Annotated in this window: 20 protein-coding genes and 1 tRNA gene; 15 read left to right on the forward strand and 6 right to left on the reverse strand. The window is 25.7% G+C overall.

Annotated features, from left to right (window positions below; genetic code table 11):
* The first annotated feature begins 55 nt into the window (after window positions 1-55).
* The 5 genes from glmS (at window position 56) to AMRN_RS07730 (ending at window position 4,989) form a co-directional block, all read left to right on the forward strand.
* The gene (gene glmS / locus AMRN_RS07710; RefSeq protein ID WP_099310894.1) at window positions 56-463 is read left to right on the forward strand and encodes a methylaspartate mutase subunit S; all 408 of its coding nucleotides are present in this window, start codon (window positions 56-58) and stop codon (window positions 461-463) included.
* On the forward strand, window positions 460-1,824 hold the full coding sequence (locus tag AMRN_RS07715; RefSeq protein WP_099310895.1) for a methylaspartate mutase: 1,365 nt from the start codon (window positions 460-462) through the stop codon (window positions 1,822-1,824). Before glmS ends, AMRN_RS07715 begins: the two co-directional genes overlap by 4 nt.
* Window positions 1,821-3,002 carry a glutamate mutase L gene (locus tag AMRN_RS07720; protein ID WP_099310896.1) on the forward strand — a complete coding sequence of 394 codons (1,182 nt, stop codon included), beginning with the start codon at window positions 1,821-1,823 and terminating at the stop codon, window positions 3,000-3,002. The genes AMRN_RS07715 and AMRN_RS07720 overlap by 4 nt, the downstream gene beginning before the upstream one ends.
* 9 nt (window positions 3,003-3,011) lie before the next feature.
* The gene (locus tag AMRN_RS07725; RefSeq protein WP_099310897.1) at window positions 3,012-4,586 is read left to right on the forward strand and encodes an AMP-binding protein; all 1,575 of its coding nucleotides are present in this window, start codon (window positions 3,012-3,014) and stop codon (window positions 4,584-4,586) included.
* 115 nt (window positions 4,587-4,701) lie between these two features.
* Window positions 4,702-4,989 (forward strand): c-type cytochrome, encoded by a 288-nt coding sequence (locus AMRN_RS07730; protein ID WP_099310898.1) that lies wholly within the window; start codon window positions 4,702-4,704, stop codon window positions 4,987-4,989.
* Between the two features lie 28 nt (window positions 4,990-5,017).
* Here AMRN_RS07730 and AMRN_RS07735 read toward each other — a convergent pair whose 3' ends face one another.
* Window positions 5,018-5,860, reverse strand: a complete 843-nt coding sequence (locus tag AMRN_RS07735; RefSeq protein ID WP_099310899.1) for a GGDEF domain-containing protein — start codon at window positions 5,858-5,860, stop codon at window positions 5,018-5,020.
* A 136-nt stretch (window positions 5,861-5,996) separates the two neighbouring features.
* Here AMRN_RS07735 and AMRN_RS07740 point away from each other — a divergent pair, with 136 nt between their 5' ends.
* From AMRN_RS07740 to AMRN_RS07750, 3 genes are read left to right on the forward strand one after another with little or no spacing between them, the layout of a single operon-like run.
* Complete coding sequence (locus tag AMRN_RS07740) at window positions 5,997-7,157, forward strand: TsoY family (seleno)protein (RefSeq protein WP_099310900.1); 1,161 nt, start codon at window positions 5,997-5,999, stop codon at window positions 7,155-7,157.
* Window positions 7,158-7,209: 52 nt separating this feature from the next.
* Window positions 7,210-8,499: an SH3 domain-containing C40 family peptidase gene (locus tag AMRN_RS07745; RefSeq protein WP_099310901.1), complete on the forward strand. Its 1,290-nt coding sequence runs from the start codon at window positions 7,210-7,212 to the stop codon at window positions 8,497-8,499.
* Between the two features lie 3 nt (window positions 8,500-8,502).
* Window positions 8,503-9,363: an aminotransferase class IV gene (locus AMRN_RS07750; protein WP_099310902.1), complete on the forward strand. Its 861-nt coding sequence runs from the start codon at window positions 8,503-8,505 to the stop codon at window positions 9,361-9,363.
* Between the two features lie 12 nt (window positions 9,364-9,375).
* Here the strand turns inward: AMRN_RS07750 and AMRN_RS07755 are convergent, their stop codons facing one another.
* The 3 genes from AMRN_RS07755 to rsmH are packed head-to-tail and all read right to left on the reverse strand — an operon-like array spanning window position 9,376 to window position 13,614.
* A complete protein-coding gene (locus AMRN_RS07755; RefSeq protein WP_099310903.1) occupies window positions 9,376-12,468 on the reverse strand; it encodes an efflux RND transporter permease subunit in 3,093 nt (1,030 codons plus the stop codon).
* Complete coding sequence (locus AMRN_RS07760; RefSeq protein ID WP_099310904.1) at window positions 12,465-12,719, reverse strand: hypothetical protein; 255 nt, start codon at window positions 12,717-12,719, stop codon at window positions 12,465-12,467. Before AMRN_RS07760 ends, AMRN_RS07755 begins: the two co-directional genes overlap by 4 nt.
* Complete coding sequence (rsmH, locus tag AMRN_RS07765; protein ID WP_099310905.1) at window positions 12,712-13,614, reverse strand: 16S rRNA (cytosine(1402)-N(4))-methyltransferase RsmH; 903 nt, start codon at window positions 13,612-13,614, stop codon at window positions 12,712-12,714. Before rsmH ends, AMRN_RS07760 begins: the two co-directional genes overlap by 8 nt.
* Window positions 13,615-13,677: 63 nt before the next feature.
* On the opposite strand from rsmH, the gene AMRN_RS07770 reads away from it, so the two are divergent.
* From AMRN_RS07770 to AMRN_RS07795, 7 genes are all read left to right on the forward strand, one after another.
* Complete coding sequence (locus tag AMRN_RS07770) at window positions 13,678-14,256, forward strand: class II aldolase and adducin N-terminal domain-containing protein (protein WP_099310906.1); 579 nt, start codon at window positions 13,678-13,680, stop codon at window positions 14,254-14,256.
* A 120-nt stretch (window positions 14,257-14,376) separates the two neighbouring features.
* The gene (locus tag AMRN_RS07775; RefSeq protein ID WP_079578515.1) at window positions 14,377-14,655 is read left to right on the forward strand and encodes an HU family DNA-binding protein; all 279 of its coding nucleotides are present in this window, start codon (window positions 14,377-14,379) and stop codon (window positions 14,653-14,655) included.
* Window positions 14,656-14,714: 59 nt separating this feature from the next.
* Window positions 14,715-14,799: transfer RNA gene (locus AMRN_RS07780), tRNA-Leu, on the forward strand.
* A 192-nt stretch (window positions 14,800-14,991) separates the two neighbouring features.
* Window positions 14,992-15,153, forward strand: a complete 162-nt coding sequence (locus tag AMRN_RS14235; protein WP_165772838.1) for a hypothetical protein — start codon at window positions 14,992-14,994, stop codon at window positions 15,151-15,153.
* Between the two features lie 144 nt (window positions 15,154-15,297).
* A complete protein-coding gene (locus AMRN_RS07785) occupies window positions 15,298-16,257 on the forward strand; it encodes a hypothetical protein (protein ID WP_099310907.1) in 960 nt (319 codons plus the stop codon).
* A 144-nt stretch (window positions 16,258-16,401) separates the two neighbouring features.
* The gene (locus AMRN_RS07790) at window positions 16,402-16,794 is read left to right on the forward strand and encodes a NifB/NifX family molybdenum-iron cluster-binding protein (protein ID WP_099310908.1); all 393 of its coding nucleotides are present in this window, start codon (window positions 16,402-16,404) and stop codon (window positions 16,792-16,794) included.
* Window positions 16,795-16,820: 26 nt separating this feature from the next.
* A complete protein-coding gene (locus AMRN_RS07795; protein WP_099310909.1) occupies window positions 16,821-17,168 on the forward strand; it encodes a hypothetical protein in 348 nt (115 codons plus the stop codon).
* A 50-nt stretch (window positions 17,169-17,218) separates the two neighbouring features.
* Here AMRN_RS07795 and AMRN_RS07800 read toward each other — a convergent pair whose 3' ends face one another.
* Both AMRN_RS07800 and AMRN_RS07805 read right to left on the reverse strand, forming a co-directional pair.
* Window positions 17,219-17,896, reverse strand: coding sequence for a gamma-glutamyl-gamma-aminobutyrate hydrolase family protein (locus tag AMRN_RS07800; RefSeq protein ID WP_099310910.1), 678 nt, complete (start codon window positions 17,894-17,896; stop codon window positions 17,219-17,221).
* The gene (locus tag AMRN_RS07805; protein ID WP_099310911.1) at window positions 17,878-18,876 is read right to left on the reverse strand and encodes an amidoligase family protein; all 999 of its coding nucleotides are present in this window, start codon (window positions 18,874-18,876) and stop codon (window positions 17,878-17,880) included. The genes AMRN_RS07800 and AMRN_RS07805 overlap by 19 nt, the downstream gene beginning before the upstream one ends.
* Window positions 18,877-19,092 lie beyond the last annotated feature (216 nt).

Consider the following 19,092-nt stretch of genomic DNA (forward strand, 5'->3'; position numbering starts at 1 on the left):
TAATATATTTTCTTATAATAATAATTACACATGAAAAAAAAGAATAGGTTTATATATGAAAGTAGTAACAGGAGTAGTAGGCAATGATATTCATGTAGTAGCAAACAGACTTATTGAAATATCACTACAAGCAAGAGGTTTTGAAGTATTTAATTTGGGAGTTAATACTTATCTTGAAGAGTTTATAGATGCAGTTATAGAAACAGATGCTAATATATTACTAATCTCATCACTAAATGGTGAAGCTGAGGGTTGGTGTAGAGAACTAAATATTCTAAAATCTAAATATAAGCAATTAAAAGATGTTGTTTTTATGCTAGGTGGAAACTTAGCAGTTGGAGAAGGAACAACACAAGAGATTGTGCCAAAGTTTAAAGATTATGGATTTGATTTAGTTTTTCACCAAGTTGATTTAAATACAGGCTTAGATGAATTAGAAAAATATATTAAGGCAAATAGATGAGTTTACTGCAAGAAGAGAGAGAAATAATAGTTCAAAATGAGTATGCAGATAGCTTTGATTTTCAAGAGATTGAAGAGTTTGTAAAAAATGCTAGCAAAAATCTATTTATTTCCCACAACTTTAAAAATAAAAATAAAATGCTAGTACAACCAAGAGGTGGTTTTCCAACTTATGAAAAACAGTTTGCATTAAATGAATTTTTTGTTAAAGCAAATGTTGATGTTTTACCTTTAACAATTGATTCAAATACAAGACTTAATGACTATGCAATGGCAAAAAAAATGTTAAGATTAAGTGAAGAAAATGAAGTTGATATGCTAAATGGCTATCCCCTTGTAAATCATGGATATAGAACTACAAGAAAAATGATTACTCATTTTGATAAACCAGTTAGTTTAAGACATGGAACACCAGATGCAAGGTTGTTAATTGAAACAGCTATTGCTTCAGGAATTTTTGAGATAGAAGGTGGTCCAATTACTTACCTTTTACCTTATTCAAAGAACTTTCCTTTAGATAAGGCTTTTTTATATTGGAAATATGTAGAAAGAGTATGTGCGAACTACTCAAAACTAAATGAACCAATAAATAGAGAATCTTTTGGTCCTTTAACAGCAACTTTAGTTCCACCATGTATTACTATTGTTATTCAACTTTTAGAGATGTTATTATCTTTAGAAGAAGGTGTTAAATCATTTTCAGTCTCTTTTTCTCAAACAGGTTCAGTAAATCAAGATATTGTAACAAGTGCTGTTTTGAAAAAAATGGCTAAATATTATGCAAAAGAAATTGATTGTGAAGATGCACAAATCAACCTTGTATATCATCAATGGATGGGAGCATTTCCATCAAATAAAGATTATTCAGAGTCACTTATAAATACATCAACTGTAATTGCAGCTTTAGTAAAAGCAGATAAAATCATCACAAAAACAAGAGATGAAGCTTTTGGTATTCCTACAAAAGAAGCAAATGCAAAAACTGTTGCAAATACACAATATACACTTAGAATACTACAAGGTTTACCAAATATTATAAATGAACAAGAAGAAGAGATTTTAACACAAGAAGTAAAAAGTATAATGGAAGCTGTTTTCAATGATAGTGCTGATACTTTATGGAGAAAAGTTTTTAACTCAATCAAAAATGGAACAATAGATGTACCCTTCTCTCCTCATATTATAAATAACAACGAAGTAGTAACAGTAAGAGATAAAGATAAAAACATAAGAATTATAAAAAGAGGTAATCTTCCTATTAGTGATAAGTGTTTTGAATATGAAAAATCAAAATGCAATTTAAATAAAGATGCTACATCAATAGTAAACGATATTATACATGATATAGGGATTATGCAATGAAAAATAAGTTATTAATAGATATAGGAAGTACCTATTTTAAAGTTAGTGATAACGAAAACTTACAACAACACTTTAGAGATTTCAACAAAGATATATTTGATGATTTAAAGTATAAATGTAATGAAATTTTAGAAAAATATAAAAAAGAGGATATTTATATTTGTTCTTCTGCAAATGGTGGTTTAAGTACACTTATTATTGGTACAAGTAATTCATTTTCATTGAAGTTTGCTACAAATATTGCATTTAATTCTGGTATTAATATAATAGATACAGTTTTATATCAAGATATAAAAACAACTTCAATTCCTAGTGATTTAATTGATGTAGTTATAATAGCAGGTGGTATTGATAGTGTTAGCAAGCTTTTTGATGAAGAGTTATTTAACTATTTAGAACAGATAAACTACTCTAATATTGTCTATGTAGGAAATAAAAATGACAGTGAAGAATTATCTAAAAAAATTGAAAACTTGGTTGTTTTACCAAATATTATCAATAATAAACTTCAAGTAAATGAAGATGAATTAAAAGAGTATTTAACAAACCTTTATCAAGCTGATATTATGGGAAAAGAGGATATCAAACACTTATATGATATTACATCAAATCAAATCTATCCAACTCCATATATTGTAAATAAAACTTTGCCAGTTATAAATAATATGTTAAAAGTTGCAGATCCTTTTATTTTAGTTGATATTGGAGGTGCGACAACAGATATTCATTATAGTACTACTTTAGTAAATGACAATATGATAAAAAATAACGAATATGATAGATTAGTGTTTAAAAAATTAGGTGTTTTTAAATCAAAAGAGTCTTTAATATTTGCAGCAAAAAACAATGAGTTTGTTTACGAACTATTAGCCAATATGAATGTTACAGAAAATATTTTTGAAGAACAAAGTGATAAAGCTATAAAAGTATTAATGAAATTAGCAATATTTTTAGTTTTATATAAAGTTTCAGAAGCCCATCCTCAATATGTTCATCTAAAACTAAATCTACTAAAATCAATCGTACTAACAGGTGGTATTACAAAAGTTTTAAAAGATGAAGAGGTTGAAGATATTGTAGGATTTTTTTATAAAAAAATCTTAAACTCACAAATAAAGCCAAATATTGTATTAGATAGCAATTATGAAATTTGGACTTTAGGTATAACACAAAAATAAGGAGATAAAATGTCTATAAATTGTATAAGAACACTTCTAGAAGATGCCAATATTTCTCATAAAGATAAAATTGCATTAGTACATAATGATAAAAAAATAACTTACGAAGAGTTGTTTAAAAGAGTGAATCAAGTAGCATTTTATCTAAAAGAGCTTGATTTACCTAAAGATAGTAGAATTGGTATTTATTCAACAAAATCGATTGATCAAGTAATAGCAATACTTGCAATTCTTTCAACTGATTATATTCTAGTTCCATTAACTAGACTTCTTCAACCTGAACAAGTTGAATATATAATAGATGATTGTGATATAAAATGTATTATTACAGATAAAGTAAAAATTGAAAAGATTCAAGAGAGTAACTTTAATGGACAAATCATCTCTTATGAAAGGACTGAGCACAATTTAGCTTCATTTGAAGAGATTTATAAATATTATAACAAACCTTATACTTGTGATGTAAATGGACATGATAACGCAGTTATTACTTACTCTTTTGGACTTACTGGAAAACCAAAAGGTATAGTAATTTCTCATAGAAATTTAATAGACTCAGCAAGAGTTGTATCTCAATATTTAAAATTAAAAGAAGAAGATGTAATCTCTGGAACTCTTATTTTTAATCTTGACTATGGATTAAATCAAATCTTTTGTTCTTTATATAAAAGAGCTACTCTAGCACTACATAGATTTATTTTAGCGGGTGATTTTTTCAATCACATCATAAAAGATAAAGTTACAGTATTACCTATAATGCCAATAAATATAACACAAATGTTTGATGAAGATGAATACAAACTTCCAAGTGCAGAATTACTTTCAAATATTAGAGTTATTACTTCATCAGGAGGAAATGTAACTGCTAAGATGTTAAAAGATTTAGATAAATACTTTCCTGATGCAAAGTTTTATTCAATGCATGGATTAACAGAAGCTTTTAGATCAACTTATTTAGAACCAGCACAGATTTGGATTCGACCAGATTCAATAGGAAAAGCAATTCCAGATGTTGAGTTATATGTTATAAATGAAGAAGGATATGAGTGCAAAACAAGAGAAATAGGAGAGCTTATTCATAGAGGTGGATATATCTATAAAGGATATTGGAATGCTCCTGTTGAGACAAAAGAGAGATTTAAATCAATTGATATTTTAAAAAATGTAATCAATCTTGAAGGACAGCTTTGTGATGAGATTGTTGTTGCAAGTGGTGATTATGTATATAAAGATGAAGAGGGTTACTTATACTTTGTTTCAAGACGAGATGATATGATAAAAACAAGAGGTTTTAGAGTAAGTCCATATGAAATAGAATCAGTTGTATCAAAAAATATTCCTCAAATTGAACAATGTGCAGTTTTTTCTATTGAAAATCAAGAGATTGAAGAAGAGATTGTATTAGTTTATTCAAGTAAAAATGAAATCCCAGTAAATGAGATTTTATTTGAGTTAAAAAATCATCTAGCATCATATATGATACCTAATAAAATTATTTATAATAGATCATTACCATTAGTTCCAAGTGATAAAAATAAGATAAATAAAGAGATATTAAAAGAAAATATTATGAATAATATTTAAATGAGTATAAAATACGCTTGTTTTCTTAAATTTGGTTTAATTTTTGATATAAATCAAAGCTTTAAAAGAATTGTTTATATAAAATACTTTAATTAAACAAAAAAGGATTGTAGAAATGAAAAAGATTTTGATTGCAACTTCGCTTTTCGCATGTGCATTATTTGCTTCTGATGGAGCAGCATTATATAAAAAGTGTGCAACTTGCCATGGGGCAAATGGTGAAAAAGTAGCTTTAGGTAAAAGTAAAGTAATTAAAGATATGTCTAAAGCAAATTTTATTGCAGCAATGAAAGGTTACAAAGATGGATCTTATGGTGGACCAATGAAAGGTCTAATGAAAGGTCAAGTGGCTTCTTTAAGTGATGCTGATATTGAAGCATTAGCTAATCATATCATAAAATAATTCTTTTATAAGGTAATAGCTTTTGCTATTATCTTATGAACTCAATTCTATCTCTCCCATTATTTTTTGCCAATAAAACACCCTCTTTTGCTTTTTGTATAAACCTATTTTTATCTATACAATTATCAAAAAATGAAACTCCCATACTTACAGTTACATCAATAGGTCTATTTGGATGAAAAACTCTTTGAAATTTTATTTCAGCTTGTAAAGATTTGAGATTTTCTAGTAAAAACTCTTTTTTACAAAAACAAAGTATTAAAAACTCTTTTGAATCATATCTATAAACTTCTCCATTTAAAATAGTTGCGTAATTTAATAGTTTTGTACCTAAATACTCTAATACTTTATCTGCATACTCATATCCAAATGTATCATTTATATTTTTAAATTTATCTATATTTATTAAAACTGCATTTAATAAATATGAATTTTCTTGTTCTTGAAATTTTGATAAGTCTTCTTGCATTTTTTTTATATTATATGTTTTTGTTAAAGCATCTTTATTTATACTCTCTTCTAAAATAGCTTTTTCTTTTAACAGTTGCTCAATTAAGGTGTCTTTATAATCATCTTCAATTTCAATATTTTTTTGTTCATAAATTTTGCCTAAGTCAAATATAAATTGATTAGATTTTGCACTATAATCAACTCTTTTACACTCTATTGCAATTGAGGGTTTATCTTCACCTAAGCCATTAGTTAATATAAGTTTATCAACTTGTTTAATAGTATAAGATATCTTATCATCTTTAATTATTGGTTCTATTAACTCTTTTTTCCAGTATTTTGATGCATCTTTTTTTAGTATTTTATCTTTTTTTAATAATATATCTTCAAATAAATTTTTATCTATAGAAATTTTAAACATAATCAAATCTTAGCAATAAAATACTTAATAAGTAAAATAAAGAAAATTAATCATAAGAAAAACAAATATTAAATTTTATCGTATTTTAATATTAGTTTTACTAATATACTAAAAATTAATTATAAGGAGTTCTTATATGAACTTAAGGGAAAAATTTACTCCAATGTGTTTTTTAGGAGCACTTGGCGCAGGTGGATTATCTGTATCATTTTTTATGTATTTAATGTTTCTAGTGCCGCACAAAGAGACTCCAATGCCTATTTTTGAACAAATTTTTCCAAAATTAATGGAAGGTTCATGGCTATCTTTTGTTATTGCTTTTTCTTTGGTATTTATCATAACTTTTGCTTTTTTACACTTTAAATTTCTTATTTGGAATACAAAACAGTTTTTAGAGTTTAAAAAAACAGATAAATATAAAAGTTTAATTTCATCAAATGGCGAAGTTTCTTTAATGACTATACCTTTAACATATGCAATGACTATTAATGTATGTTTTGTTTTAGGTGCTGTTTTTGTACCAAATTTATGGAGTATAGTTGAATATATGTTCCCATTTGCTTTGATTGGCTTTACAGTTGCTGGATATTTTGCTCTAAAAATATTTATTGATTATTTTAGTAGAATTATTACAAATGGTGATTTTGACTTTACAAAAAACAATAACTTATCACAAATGATTTCTATTTTTGCATTTGCAATGGTATCTGTAGGTTATGCAGCTCCTGGGGCTATGAGTAGTAACCTTACAATAAATGCAATTGGTATTTTTGGTTCACTGTTTTTTGCAGCTATTTCAATTTTATTATTAATATTAAAATTAACAATGGGATTTAAAAATATGTTTGAACAAGGTATTTCAGTTGAAGCATCTCCATCACTTTGGATAATTCTTCCAATTCTTACACTACTTGGTATTGCTATGATTAGAATTAGCTTTGGATTAGACCATCACTTTAATTCGCCACTTGCTAAATCTTCACTTTTTACATTAACAGCTGTAATAGTATCACTTCAAATTATTTTTGGTCTTTTAGGTTATAAAGTAATGAAACAAATTGGTTATTTTGAAAAATATATTGAAAGTGAAGACCGTTCACCTGTATCTTTTGCTCTTATTTGTCCAGGTGTTGCTTTTTTTGTATTTGGTATGTTTTTTATAAATTTTGGATTAACATTTAATGAAGTAGTTGATAAATACTCTATTGCATATTTTGTATTAATGTTGCCATTTATGTTTATACAATATAGAACTATAATATATTTCTTTAAACTAAAAAGAAAATTCAACTTTTAAAAACATAGCTTGTGTTACAATCTGCTAAATTATATTAGGAGATTGTAACAGCATGAATAAACTATTTAAAGCTATTTTTTTTCTACTTATTATTTTATTTTTTACAGCTTGCTCTAATAAAAATATAGAAATCCAAGATTTAAAAACTTACTCTCAAAATCCAAATGAGTATTTAAAAAATGAATCGTTTACATTTAAAAATCAAAGCTCTTATAATAAAAGGTTTTATAAAAACTATTTTTTAGTTTGGGATAATCCAAAAATTGAAATAAGTAAAAAAGATGCTTCATGGGGCTTTTTATACAAAAACAAACAAATATATTTACAAAATTATTCAAAAGCATCAAAACAGTGGTTTAATAATCAAATACAAAACTCTAACTTTAAAGAGTTTAAATCAAAGCTTCAAAAAGCAATTACTATAAAAAATAGTAATATAAGAGTATTTCCAACAAAACAAATGATGTTTTATAATCCATACAATGCAGGACAAGGCTTTCCTTTTGACTATAATCAAAACTCTTTTATCAAAATAAATACTCCAATTTTAGTATCTCACTTATCAAAAGACAAAGCATGGGCTTTTATAAAAACCTCTTCATATTTTGGTTGGATAGATATAAGAAATATTGCTTTTGTTGATGAATACTTTATTAAAAAGTTTAAAACAAACAATTATGCAGTTGCAATAAAAGATAAATTTAATATCTATAAAGACCATTTTATAGAAAATATACAATTAGGAACTATTTTTCCATATAAAAAAAATAAATTCTTCATTGCAGTAAAGGACAAAAACCAAAAAGCTTTTATAAAAACTATTAAAATAAATAAAAACTATATCTCTTTAAAACCTCTACAATTTAATAGCAAAAACCTTAGGAAAATTGCACAAGAACTTATCAAAGAGCAGTATGGTTGGGGTGGAATTTTGGGCTTTAGAGATTGTTCAAGTTTTACTCAAGATTTTTTCTCAAGTTTTGGAATATATCTTGATAGAAACTCAAAACAACAAATAAAAAATGGGAAATATTATAAAATAAAAAACTTTACCAGTGAAAATAAGAAAAAGTTTATTATAAAGCATGGAAAAGCTTTTAAAAGTTTAATATATCTAAAAGGACATATAATGCTTTATATTGGAAATATAAAAGGTGAACCTTTAGTAATGCATAATGTTTGGGGAGTCAAAACAAGAGTTTTTTTAAACAAAGAAGGAAGAAATATAATTGGAAAAAATATAATTAGTAGTTTAGAGTTTGGAAAAGAATTAGAGACTTATGAAAATATGAATACTGTTTTAGATAAAATAGAGGGTATTATTATTTTAGATGAAAGGTAAAAAATGATTGTATTTGTAAATGGAAAATATTTAAAAGATAATGAAGCAAATATAAATGTAAATGACAGAGGCTATCTTCTTGCAGATGGTGTATATGAAGGTTTTAGAGTATATAATGGAAAGATTTTTAAATTAAAAGAGCATAAACAAAGATTTCAAAGAAGTCTAAATGAATTAAAAATTTCACATACATTAACAGATGAAATAGAAACAATTTTTGAGAAGTTATTTGAAAAAAACTCTTACAAAAATAGTGATGAACTATTTTATTATATTCAAATTACAAGAGGCGTAGCTTTAAGAGACCATGCGTTTCCAAAAGAAAAAACAGAAATAGGAATTTATGCTTTTGTATCAAAAAAAGATTTAAATGAAAAAGCTTATAATGAAGGTTTAAAAGTTTGTACAGCACCTGATAATAGATGGGCAAGATGTGACATAAAATGTATCTCATTAACTGCAAACTGTCTTGCAAAACAAAATGCTATTGATGAGGGTTTTGATGATGCTTTGTTTGTTCATGATGGAGTAATAACTGAAGCTACTGCTTCTAATGTTTTTTTTGTAAAAGATAATATTATATATACTCATGCAGCAACAAATAGAATTTTAAGTGGTATAACAAGAAATTTTGTTATTGATTTATGCAATGAAAATGGTTTTAAACTTAAAGAGTTTCCTTTAACTATAGACAAACTAAAAAGTATTGATGAAGCTTTTTTAACAGGAACAACCCTTGAAGTTACACCAATAGTAAAAATCAATGATATCTCAATCAATAATCAAAAAATTGGAGAGATAACTAAAAAACTTCAATCGCTATTTAAAAACTATCTTCAAGAAAATTTTTACAAAAAGAGTTAATCTCTTTTTGTACTATTTTTCACACTTTCTTAAATAAATTAATCTATATACCATTGGAACATAATATAAATTTAATATTGTAGCCCATAAAATACCAAAACCTAATGCAACAGCCATTGGTTGAAGAATTAAAGCTTGTCCTGAAGCAAAGAAAATAAGAGAACTCAAACCTAAAACTGTAGTAATTGAAGTAAGTAAAATTGGTCTTAATCTTAATAAAGCTTGTTCTTCCATTTGTTTTAATGTTTTTGCTTTTTTAATAAAATCCATCATAATAATCCCATCATTTACAATAACTCCAGCAAGTCCCACTATACCTATAAGTCCTGGCATTGTAAGGTTTATTCCCATTATTACATGCCCTACTAATACACCTAAAATAGAAAGTGGAATAGTACTTATAATTATTAGTGGTTTAACCATAGAATCAAACATCCAAACAAGAGCTATAAAAATAAGAATAATCGCTATTAAAGCAGCTTCTGCCATCTCTTTTTGAACCTTTGAATTCTCTTCTTGTTCACCTTTTATATCTAGTTTTACTACACCTTTTAAACTATTTAAAACAGGTGTTAACTCTTCATATACATCAGAAGATGTAGTATCAGTAATAGAAGCTGTTACACTTGTAATTCTTTCATTATTTTCTTTAAATATTTGAGAGTATGCAGGTATTTTAACAAAACTTGCTACATCTTTTAAAAGTACCCTCTTCCCATCATTTAATACTATTTCAAAGCCATCTAAACTAGTTAATAAATCTTTATTTTTACTTTCAAAGACAACTTCAACAATACCTTTTTTATCAAACATTTTTGAGTATGCTGCTTTTGAATAAAAAGGTCTTAATTGATTAAGAATAGTCTCTTCATCAACTCCTATTTGCTGCCCATATCTATTTACCTTAAATTTTAATTCAAAATTTCCCAAAAGTGCATCATCTGCTATATTTGAGACTCCTTTTATTAAAGACAGCTTCTTTTTTAACTTATCTACTGCTTCATGAACTTTTTTATTTTCTCCTGATATTGCTATTTCAATATCATTTTTAACAATACCTGCTTTTGGAGTAAATATTTTTAACTCATCAAACTTTGAGGTATCTATATTTTTATCTATGATACTTTTAATCTTTTTTTCTAATCCTTGTGCGCTTGATTGTCTAATCATATTTGAATCATCATATTTTGGTGATAAATATGGATTTATATATTTATCAAAAAAGTTTTGTGGTGCTCTTTCATTTAAGTTTACAAAAAGTTGAAAATAAAACTCTTCATTTTGAGGTTGATTTTTTCCATCTAGTTTCATTCCAATAACAGAACTAATAGAACTTACTTCTGTGTCAAAATCTATACTATTAAGTAATAATTTCTCTATTTTTAAAACAGACTTTTCTGTTTGTTCTATTTTGTTTCCTACACCTACAGAACCACTTATATATACTTGTGTAGTATCAAATGATGGCATAAACTGGAATTTTAAGCTTTTAAATAAAATAAATGTTATTGAAAATATTACACTTATCATAATAACTAAAGTAAGATATTTACCTTTTAATAAAAAATCTAAAACTTTTGAATAGAGTTTTTTATTAAAATCCCATACTTTATGTGATCTCCTACTTTCATTGCTTACTTTTAAAATCTGCATAGAATGCAATGGTAAAAAGAAAAATGCTTCAAGTAAAGAAGACAATAATAGTATTGTTATCATAATAGGAAGTATTTGCATAAACTTTCCCGTCTCTCCACTCATAATAAGTATAGGTAAAAATGCAAAAATTGTAGTTGCAGTTGCAGTTAAAACAGCAGGAAACATCTCTAAAGCTCCATCTCGTGCAGCAGTAAATCTATCTTTACCCATTTCCATATGTCTATATATATTTTCTGCAACAACAATTGCTTCATCTACAAGCATTCCAAGGGCAATTAAAGCACCCAAAAGTGAAAGCATATTTAAGCTATAACCTAAATAATCTGCTCCAATTAAAGCAATCATAAAAGAAGTTGGAATACCAATTGCAATAACTATTGCAATTCTTACATTAATAAATAAAAGTAAAGCAATAAAAAGCAAAATCAAACCAAATAGTATATTAGAAACTACAGTATTAAGTCTATTTTTAATCCAAATAGAAGTATCAATGTAAGTATCAAACTCAATATCAGAATAAACTTCTTCATAATTTTTAGTAATTTGCTTTATCTTTTTTACTAATTCAATTGAGTCACCCTCAAAACCTTTATTTATTCCTATTGCAACATTTCTTTTGGCATTAAAATGAGATATATCATCTACGTCTGCAAGTTGAAACTCAACATTTGCAATATCTTTTAAATATAATTTTTTATTGCTTACTTTTAAAATAGTATTTTTTATATCTTTTATATCTTTTTGACCATTGAAAGTACTTAGATAATAGTGTCTTGAAGTATCTTTTATAATTCCAACTGGAAAAATAGAGCTTATCTTTTGTACAGCATTTATTACTTCCACTTTATTTAAGCCCAATGCTTCAATTTTATTCTCATCAAAACTAATAAGTAATTCTTTATCTGTTTTACTAAATACAGTAACTTCAGATAAATCTTTTAGTTGCATAATCGTTGATTTTACATCATCTGCTATTTCTAATAATTGATTTTTATTTTTTGAACCATCTTTTGAGTATAAAGAAACTGTAATTAAAGGAAAAGTATGTTCAATCGTTTTAACAGTTGGCTCATCCATATCTGTTGGAAGATTTGTTTTAACTTGCGCAATAATATCTTTTACATCATCAACAACTAAATTTGGATCTTCACCATCTTTTAAATCAACTTTTATAGTAAAAAAACCATTTTTAATTACAGAAGTAATTTTTTTTGCTTCACTAATACCTAAAAGTTCATCTTCAATATCTTCAACAGCAATTTTATCAAGTAAATCAGAACTAGCTCCACTATATGAGCCAGTTATTGCAACTGCATCAAGGGAAGAAGGAGGAAAAATTTCTTTTGGAATATTATTATACGAAAAAATTGATATGATAAGCAAAAAGACCAATAACATATGATTTAATACTGGTTTTCTTAATGCAAACTCTATCAAGTTTTGTATCATTTTTTCTCTTCTAGTGATTTTATTATAATTGAATCAACAATTTGATTTTTAAATTTCATATCTTCAAGTTGCTGTGCTAGAAATCGATTTTCTTCTTTTAAAGATATATAATGAGCATAAAGTTTATTTACGTCTTTACTTACATAATATATATTATTTGTTAGATAAATCTTTGGTATATATAATAACAAAGCAATCGTTAATAAACTAAAAGCAATCGTTAATGAATTTCTAGCATTAAGCTTAATCAAATTTAAAAACCCTTAATTTTGAACTTCTACTTCTTGGATTTTGCTTTATTTCAGCTTTTGTTGGGGTGATTGGTTTTTTAGTAAGAATCTTACCTAAAGCATTATCATTTCCACAAGTACATCTAAAAGCTTCTGGTGGGCATACACAAGATTTTGTCCATTTTTTAAAATAATTTTTTACAATTCTATCTTCTAGTGAATGAAAAGAGATTATTGCGATGATACAATTTTTTGGTTTTATTAACTCAATTGATTCAAATAATCTTTTTAAAACTCCCAATTCATCATTAACTTCTATTCTTATTCCTTGAAAAGGAAGTGTTGCTGGGTGTATTTTACCTTTATGCATATTTTTATATAAAAACTCTGCAAGCTCTTTTGCTGAGCTAAAAGGTCTGTTATTTACTATTAATGAAGCAACTTTTTTGTACTCTCTTACTTCACCATACTCTTTAAATATATTTTCTAATTCTACTTGAGAGTAGCTATTTACAACGATATTTGCATCTAATTCTTGTGTTTGATCCATTCTCATATCTAAAGTATCACTTTCAAAACCAAAACCTCTTTGAAGTTTATCAAGTTGCAAAGAAGAAACACCAATATCAGCTAAAATACCTTTTATATTATAATCTTTAAACTTGTCTAAAACATGTTCAAAGTTACCTTTATTGAAAATAACTCTATTTTCATAATCTTTTAATCTATTTTTTGAAAAAGCTAAAGCTTCATCATCTTGGTCATTACATATTAGTTTTATATTTTCATTTTGAGAAATAATTCCTAAGCTGTGTCCAGCATAGCCTGTTGTACAATCAATTATATATCCATCTTCAATATCAGCGAACGCTTCTAAGGTCTCTTGATATAAGACGGGAACATGTGGAATATCCATATTAAAAAGGTCCTTATTAAATTTTATATATAATACCTAAATTTTGATTTAAGGCATTTTAAAATGATTAATACAAAAATAGTTAAATTATTAAGTAATTTATCTCTAACAATGTTTAGGAAAAACTTTTTTGGAATATACCATGGGGCTATATCTGCAAAAGTTGATCATAACTCATTTATAATAAATACATCAGATGCAATTTTTGATGAAATGAGCGAAAATTCATTTTGTCATTTAAGCACAACCAAACAAGATTACCGTTGGAATATTGCAAGTATTGAATCACATATACATGCAACTATATACAATAATATACATGAAGCAAAATATATTGCATTTGGAGTACCAATTTTTACAACAGCATATACTTTAGATCATGACTCAATTGTTTTTGATGATTATTTTGGGAAAACAACTTTTGGCGAAGTTCCTATAATTAAACCAGGTAATTATGATACATGGTATGATAGAAACGCGCTTGAAATTACAAAGTATTTAAAAGAATCTCACTCAAATGTAATGATAATAAAAGGTGTTGGTATGTATATATATGATAGAGATATAAATGAACTTGTAAGGAAAATTGCTATCATGGAAAATAGTTGTAGATTGTTAAGTATTAGGTCATCTTACCAGTAAAATATTAATTTTTTCTAAAATATTATCCATAAAAGCCCAATATACGCATACTTTTAGCTTTTTTAAAGGTTAAATACTATAAAGTTTGATAACATTTTAATTTAAACAAGGAGTTCTTCTATGAACAAGGCTGAATTTATCGATGCAGTAGCTGCAAAAGCTGGTTTATCAAAAAAAGACGCAAAAAATTCTGTTGACGCAGTATTAGATACTATTACAGAGACTTTAGTTAAAAGAGACACAGTAAGTTTCATTGGTTTTGGAACATTCTCAACTTCAGATAGAGCTGAAAGAACAGCAAAAGTTCCTGGAACAGATAGAACTGTAACAGTACCTGCTACTACAGTTGCAAAATTTAAAGTTGGTAAAGCTTTAAAAGAAGCAGTAGCTAACAAATAGTTATCGCATCGTTTGAAAGTCTATCCATTTACTTGGATAGGCTTTTTTTAATGTATCAAGCCTGTGTGGTGAAACTGGTAAACACGTCGGATTCAAAATCCGATGACTTAGGTCTTGAGGGTTCGAGTCCCTCCACAGGTACCATCTTATCTTACAATAATAAATCAACACTTAAAAATATATTTTATATTCCAAATAAGATTAATAGCAAATTTATTGACACTAATTTTTCAAGTTCATTACATAACTTTAAACAATACTTTATTTATCAATAGTTTCATAACTCTAAGTAATATAAAAGTCGCCACCTTATAAAATCTACCAATAGGAGTAATTATGTTAGAAAAAATTAAATCAATATTTAAAAAGAAAACTTATCCTTGTATTATTTGGGATGGCAAGGCAATGAAATATTTAGATTTAAATCAAAAAGAAATTGATGATATAAAAACAAATCCAAAATACAAAAACTGGTCAGTAACAATAAATCAAGAATAATCAAATCTTCAAAAAATAAAATCAAACAAAAACAAATATTATTATATTGAAATACCTTTTATTTATTTTATTTTTTGTTTTATTTTGTTAAAATAATAGTATTATTTGTTTTAAAATAGTTTTATTTATAAGAAAGGCTTTTATATGGAAAAAGAAATTTATAATTTATGTGATTTTTTAAATCAAGAAGAAATTGATTTTTTAAAAGATAGAGATAGGATTTTATTAACAAATAAAGATAAAATCACGATGTATCTAAAATCAAACAATAGTTTAAAACAGCAAGTTACTAAAATTAAAAAAGAGTTAGATATTGATATTTCAGTTTTTACATATAGAAATTTTCTATTAAAATATTTTAAAAAAGCTTATGAAGAACACAATATAAATAAAGTTTTTTTAAACTCACAATATACTATCTTGAGATTGATTTTAAATGAAGGCTTTGATGATTCTAAAAAAATTTATAATTTTTTATTAAATAATGGTTCATTAAAGATAGTTAAAAATGATGAAAACAGTGTCATAAAATATATTGATTTTTACAAGAAATTAGAAGAGTTTATAAGTACAAAAAAATTATCACTAAAAATTATTCCAGAAGATGAAGATAATTTAAATGAAGTTGATATAAAAAATGAGATACACGATAGTGAAATTGTAGAGATAATTGACAATACCAAAAGAATTGATATTGAACTTATTGATGGTAGTACAGAAACACATAATATATCTTTTTTAAAAAATTACTATATTGTAGAAGAGTTTAGTGGAAAAAAGTTTGACTTTGTAGAAAAAAATTTATATTTAGTACCAAATACAAATGAAGGTAAAGTTTTTGATTTTGCTATGATAAAAGAGTTAATAAAAGATGTAAAACTAATGCCTGAATACTCACTAGTATTATATGACAACTCTAATATTGATGCAAAAATTTATATTTATAGATATATAAATGGCGATTTAGTTTTTCTTGATAGCTTTAGTTCTTTATTAATAGTTGATATTTTAGATTTGATTAATTTAGCATTAAAAAAATTCTTAACTCTTTACAAAATTTATTTTGAAAAAGAGAATAAATACGTTAAATATGAGAACTCTTAGATTATTACCCAAAAGTTTGTATACAAAGAGTTCAATTTTGAATTTACTTCTAAAGAGTATAAAAAAATATACTTTATTAAAAAGTTAATACTTGTATAAAATTAAAGCGATAAAATAGTAAAAAGAAAATTTCAAGGAAAAAAAATGAAAATAGCAATACCAGTAAAAGATGAGAATTTAAACTTTTTCCCAAATGCGGGGCATACTCCAAAGTTTGCTGTATATACAATGACTGGTTCAGGAATGTTTAAATCATTTAACCTAGATGAAATAAAGCAAAACCCAAGAAATGATATAGACCATACTAATCCAGAAGCAGAACATGCTTGTAATCATTCACACGATGATGCTGAGCATATTGAACAACACAATAAAATGGGAAGAGTTTTAAAAGAATGTGATTATATAGTAGTAGAAAAAGCTTGTAAAAACACTGCAAGATCATTCACTAGTGAAGGTATTAAACTTGTAAAATATAATGGTGATTCTTTTGAGTCAACAAAAATTTTAAATGAATTATCTTCAAAGTTTGTATAAATAACAAATCATTAAAGAAGAAAATTGTGAAGATTTCATATCATCGTAGACGTAAAATTAAAACTAGAAGAATAGCTTTACGTGAACTATTAAATAGAGGAATTGATAATCCAAAAGAGTTAGCAAAAGAGCTAAAAGTTACTATTCCTACTATAAAAAGAGATTTAGAGGCTCTTCTTTATATGAGTGAAGAAGAGTTTACCTTTAAAACAAAACAAACATCTAAAGAGATACTAGAGAAAAAAGATATGATATTAAAAATGTTAGATGATGAAGAATATTACACAGAAAATGGAGACATTAATATTATTAAAATCACTAAAGAATTAAAAACTAGTAGGTCAACGGTTCTTTCTGTTTTAAATGGAGAGTAAATTCTTTCATATAGTACGAATATAAGTTCTATTAAACTAACAAAAAAATTTCAACCCTTCTTTTTATTACATGCTTTAACAAAATCATTAAAAAGTTCTCTATGTTCTTTTATATAAAAAAGATATTCAGGATGCCATTGCACAGCAAGCATAAAGGGATAATTTCTTTTTTCTATTGCTTGAATTAAGCCCTCATGTTCAGCAGTAACTTTCAAAGACTCCCCTACTTTGTTTATTGCTTGATTATGGATACTATTTGCTTTAATTTTATCCTTTTTTAAAATATCAAAAAGTTTAGTCTTCTTTTTTACATATACATCTTTTATAGGGAATATAGAGTTTTGATGGATAATATATTCATCAAAATCTAATATAGTTGGATATAAATCTCCCTCAAAAAATATGTTCAAAAGTTGGGCTCCACGACATATTCCAAAAATTGGTATTTTTCTTTTTACAGCATATGAAATCATATCAAGCTCAAAAGCATCTCTTTTTTTATCTAGTTTTGTATTATGTGCATCTTTTCTTCCACCATATAAAACAGGGTTTATATCACTTCCTCCACTTAATATCATACCATCAATTTTATCTTTTGATATATGATTATTAGCTCTTAAACTTACGCTTTTAGCTCCAGATAAATATAGATTCAGCCTTATAAACAACTCTGCAAAAAAGTTGCCTTTATTAGGTAAGCATATACCAATTAATGGTTTTTTAGCCATTTTTCTACTCTTTCAACCCATCTATTTAAATTTATTGGTTTATTTAAATACTCAATATATTCATTGCTTAGTAGTTTTAGATTTTTTTCATTATTTGCAAGGCTTTCTACCAATAACCATCTATTCCATTCATCTGATATTTTCCAATCATTCTCATCAACAAGTGAGTTTGATAAACGATAGTGAAATGCAGGTCTTGGTTTAATTTTTTCTTTTGGTAGTTTTTCTCTAACTCTTTTTTCATCAATATATGCAAAAACTGGCAACATATCTAAAGATCTATTTCGTGTTGGATTAAAATATAAATAATCATCAATTAAATCATCCATATTTGGATCATATTTACTATTTAAAATCTTTAAAATATACTCTTTTGGAAAATTATCTATATATGGAGTGATTTTTCTTGCAATATCAACCTTTGCATCTTTGTTCAAAAAATCTTGTAATATAACATATGCTCTTAAATAATTTAAAATTGATTTTGCTTTTAAAGAAATCAATTCTACATTTATATGTAAACCAAAAGCATTATAGACTCTTTTTTTAGTTCCATGAGCACCTGCATTTGTTAGTTTTGTACTTAAGTCATCAACTAATTGCATTTTACTCAAAGGTATTGGTGGAGTACTTATTTCATAAGGAACTAAATCCTTAGATATTGTTCCTAGAATATTTTCAACTTCATCAAGTCTTTTTTCATCAATTTGTATTCCAACTTTTTCAAAAAAATCGATTGCATTTGTTTTTATCTTTTGCTTTGTTAAAAGTTCAAAGTCAAGTTCTAAAACAAAATCACCATATTCTGATTCCAATTTATAAAAAAAACTGTTTATTTTTTTTTCTTTTAATGAATATGTTTCTTTTAATAAAGATAATATTTCATTCATATTTATATTTGAAAACTCTAGTTCATATCCTACTTTTCTTTCTTTACCATTATAATTATTTATATTTTCTGGCATTATAAAGTTACCCATTTGTAATCCTTGTATATTATTATAACATCATGCTTTATTAATAAATTATAGCAAGGTGTACTTAAAAAAAAATTACTATTTTGAAGTTATCTTTTAAATAAATTGTTTAAATTTAACATTATGAATTAATATTTCTATAAGTTTATTATGCTAAATTTACACCCAAGATGTAAATAATTAACAATTATCTTGTTTTTATTTTACATTCAATATGTA

This window comes from Malaciobacter marinus, assembly GCF_003544855.1.
GTDB lineage: Bacteria > Campylobacterota > Campylobacteria > Campylobacterales > Arcobacteraceae > Malaciobacter > Malaciobacter marinus.

Bases quoted from the DNA above. Each gene is read 5' to 3' on its own strand.
- glmS (WP_099310894.1), top strand. From the start codon at position 56: ATGAAAGTAGTAACAGGAGTAGTAGGCAATGATATTCATGTAGTAGCA.
- AMRN_RS07715 (WP_099310895.1), top strand. From the start codon at position 460: ATGAGTTTACTGCAAGAAGAGAGAGAAATAATAGTTCAAAATGAGTAT.
- AMRN_RS07720 (WP_099310896.1), top strand. From the start codon at position 1,821: ATGAAAAATAAGTTATTAATAGATATAGGAAGTACCTATTTTAAAGTT.
- AMRN_RS07725 (WP_099310897.1), top strand. From the start codon at position 3,012: ATGTCTATAAATTGTATAAGAACACTTCTAGAAGATGCCAATATTTCT.
- AMRN_RS07730 (WP_099310898.1), top strand. From the start codon at position 4,702: ATGAAAAAGATTTTGATTGCAACTTCGCTTTTCGCATGTGCATTATTT.
- AMRN_RS07735 (WP_099310899.1), bottom strand. From the start codon at position 5,860: ATGTTTAAAATTTCTATAGATAAAAATTTATTTGAAGATATATTATTA.
- AMRN_RS07740 (WP_099310900.1), top strand. From the start codon at position 5,997: ATGAACTTAAGGGAAAAATTTACTCCAATGTGTTTTTTAGGAGCACTT.
- AMRN_RS07745 (WP_099310901.1), top strand. From the start codon at position 7,210: ATGAATAAACTATTTAAAGCTATTTTTTTTCTACTTATTATTTTATTT.
- AMRN_RS07750 (WP_099310902.1), top strand. From the start codon at position 8,503: ATGATTGTATTTGTAAATGGAAAATATTTAAAAGATAATGAAGCAAAT.
- AMRN_RS07755 (WP_099310903.1), bottom strand. From the start codon at position 12,468: ATGATACAAAACTTGATAGAGTTTGCATTAAGAAAACCAGTATTAAAT.
- rsmH (WP_099310905.1), bottom strand. From the start codon at position 13,614: ATGGATATTCCACATGTTCCCGTCTTATATCAAGAGACCTTAGAAGCG.
- AMRN_RS07770 (WP_099310906.1), top strand. From the start codon at position 13,678: ATGATTAATACAAAAATAGTTAAATTATTAAGTAATTTATCTCTAACA.
- AMRN_RS07775 (WP_079578515.1), top strand. From the start codon at position 14,377: ATGAACAAGGCTGAATTTATCGATGCAGTAGCTGCAAAAGCTGGTTTA.
- AMRN_RS14235 (WP_165772838.1), top strand. From the start codon at position 14,992: ATGTTAGAAAAAATTAAATCAATATTTAAAAAGAAAACTTATCCTTGT.
- AMRN_RS07785 (WP_099310907.1), top strand. From the start codon at position 15,298: ATGGAAAAAGAAATTTATAATTTATGTGATTTTTTAAATCAAGAAGAA.
- AMRN_RS07790 (WP_099310908.1), top strand. From the start codon at position 16,402: ATGAAAATAGCAATACCAGTAAAAGATGAGAATTTAAACTTTTTCCCA.
- AMRN_RS07800 (WP_099310910.1), bottom strand. From the start codon at position 17,896: ATGGCTAAAAAACCATTAATTGGTATATGCTTACCTAATAAAGGCAAC.
- AMRN_RS07805 (WP_099310911.1), bottom strand. From the start codon at position 18,876: ATGGGTAACTTTATAATGCCAGAAAATATAAATAATTATAATGGTAAA.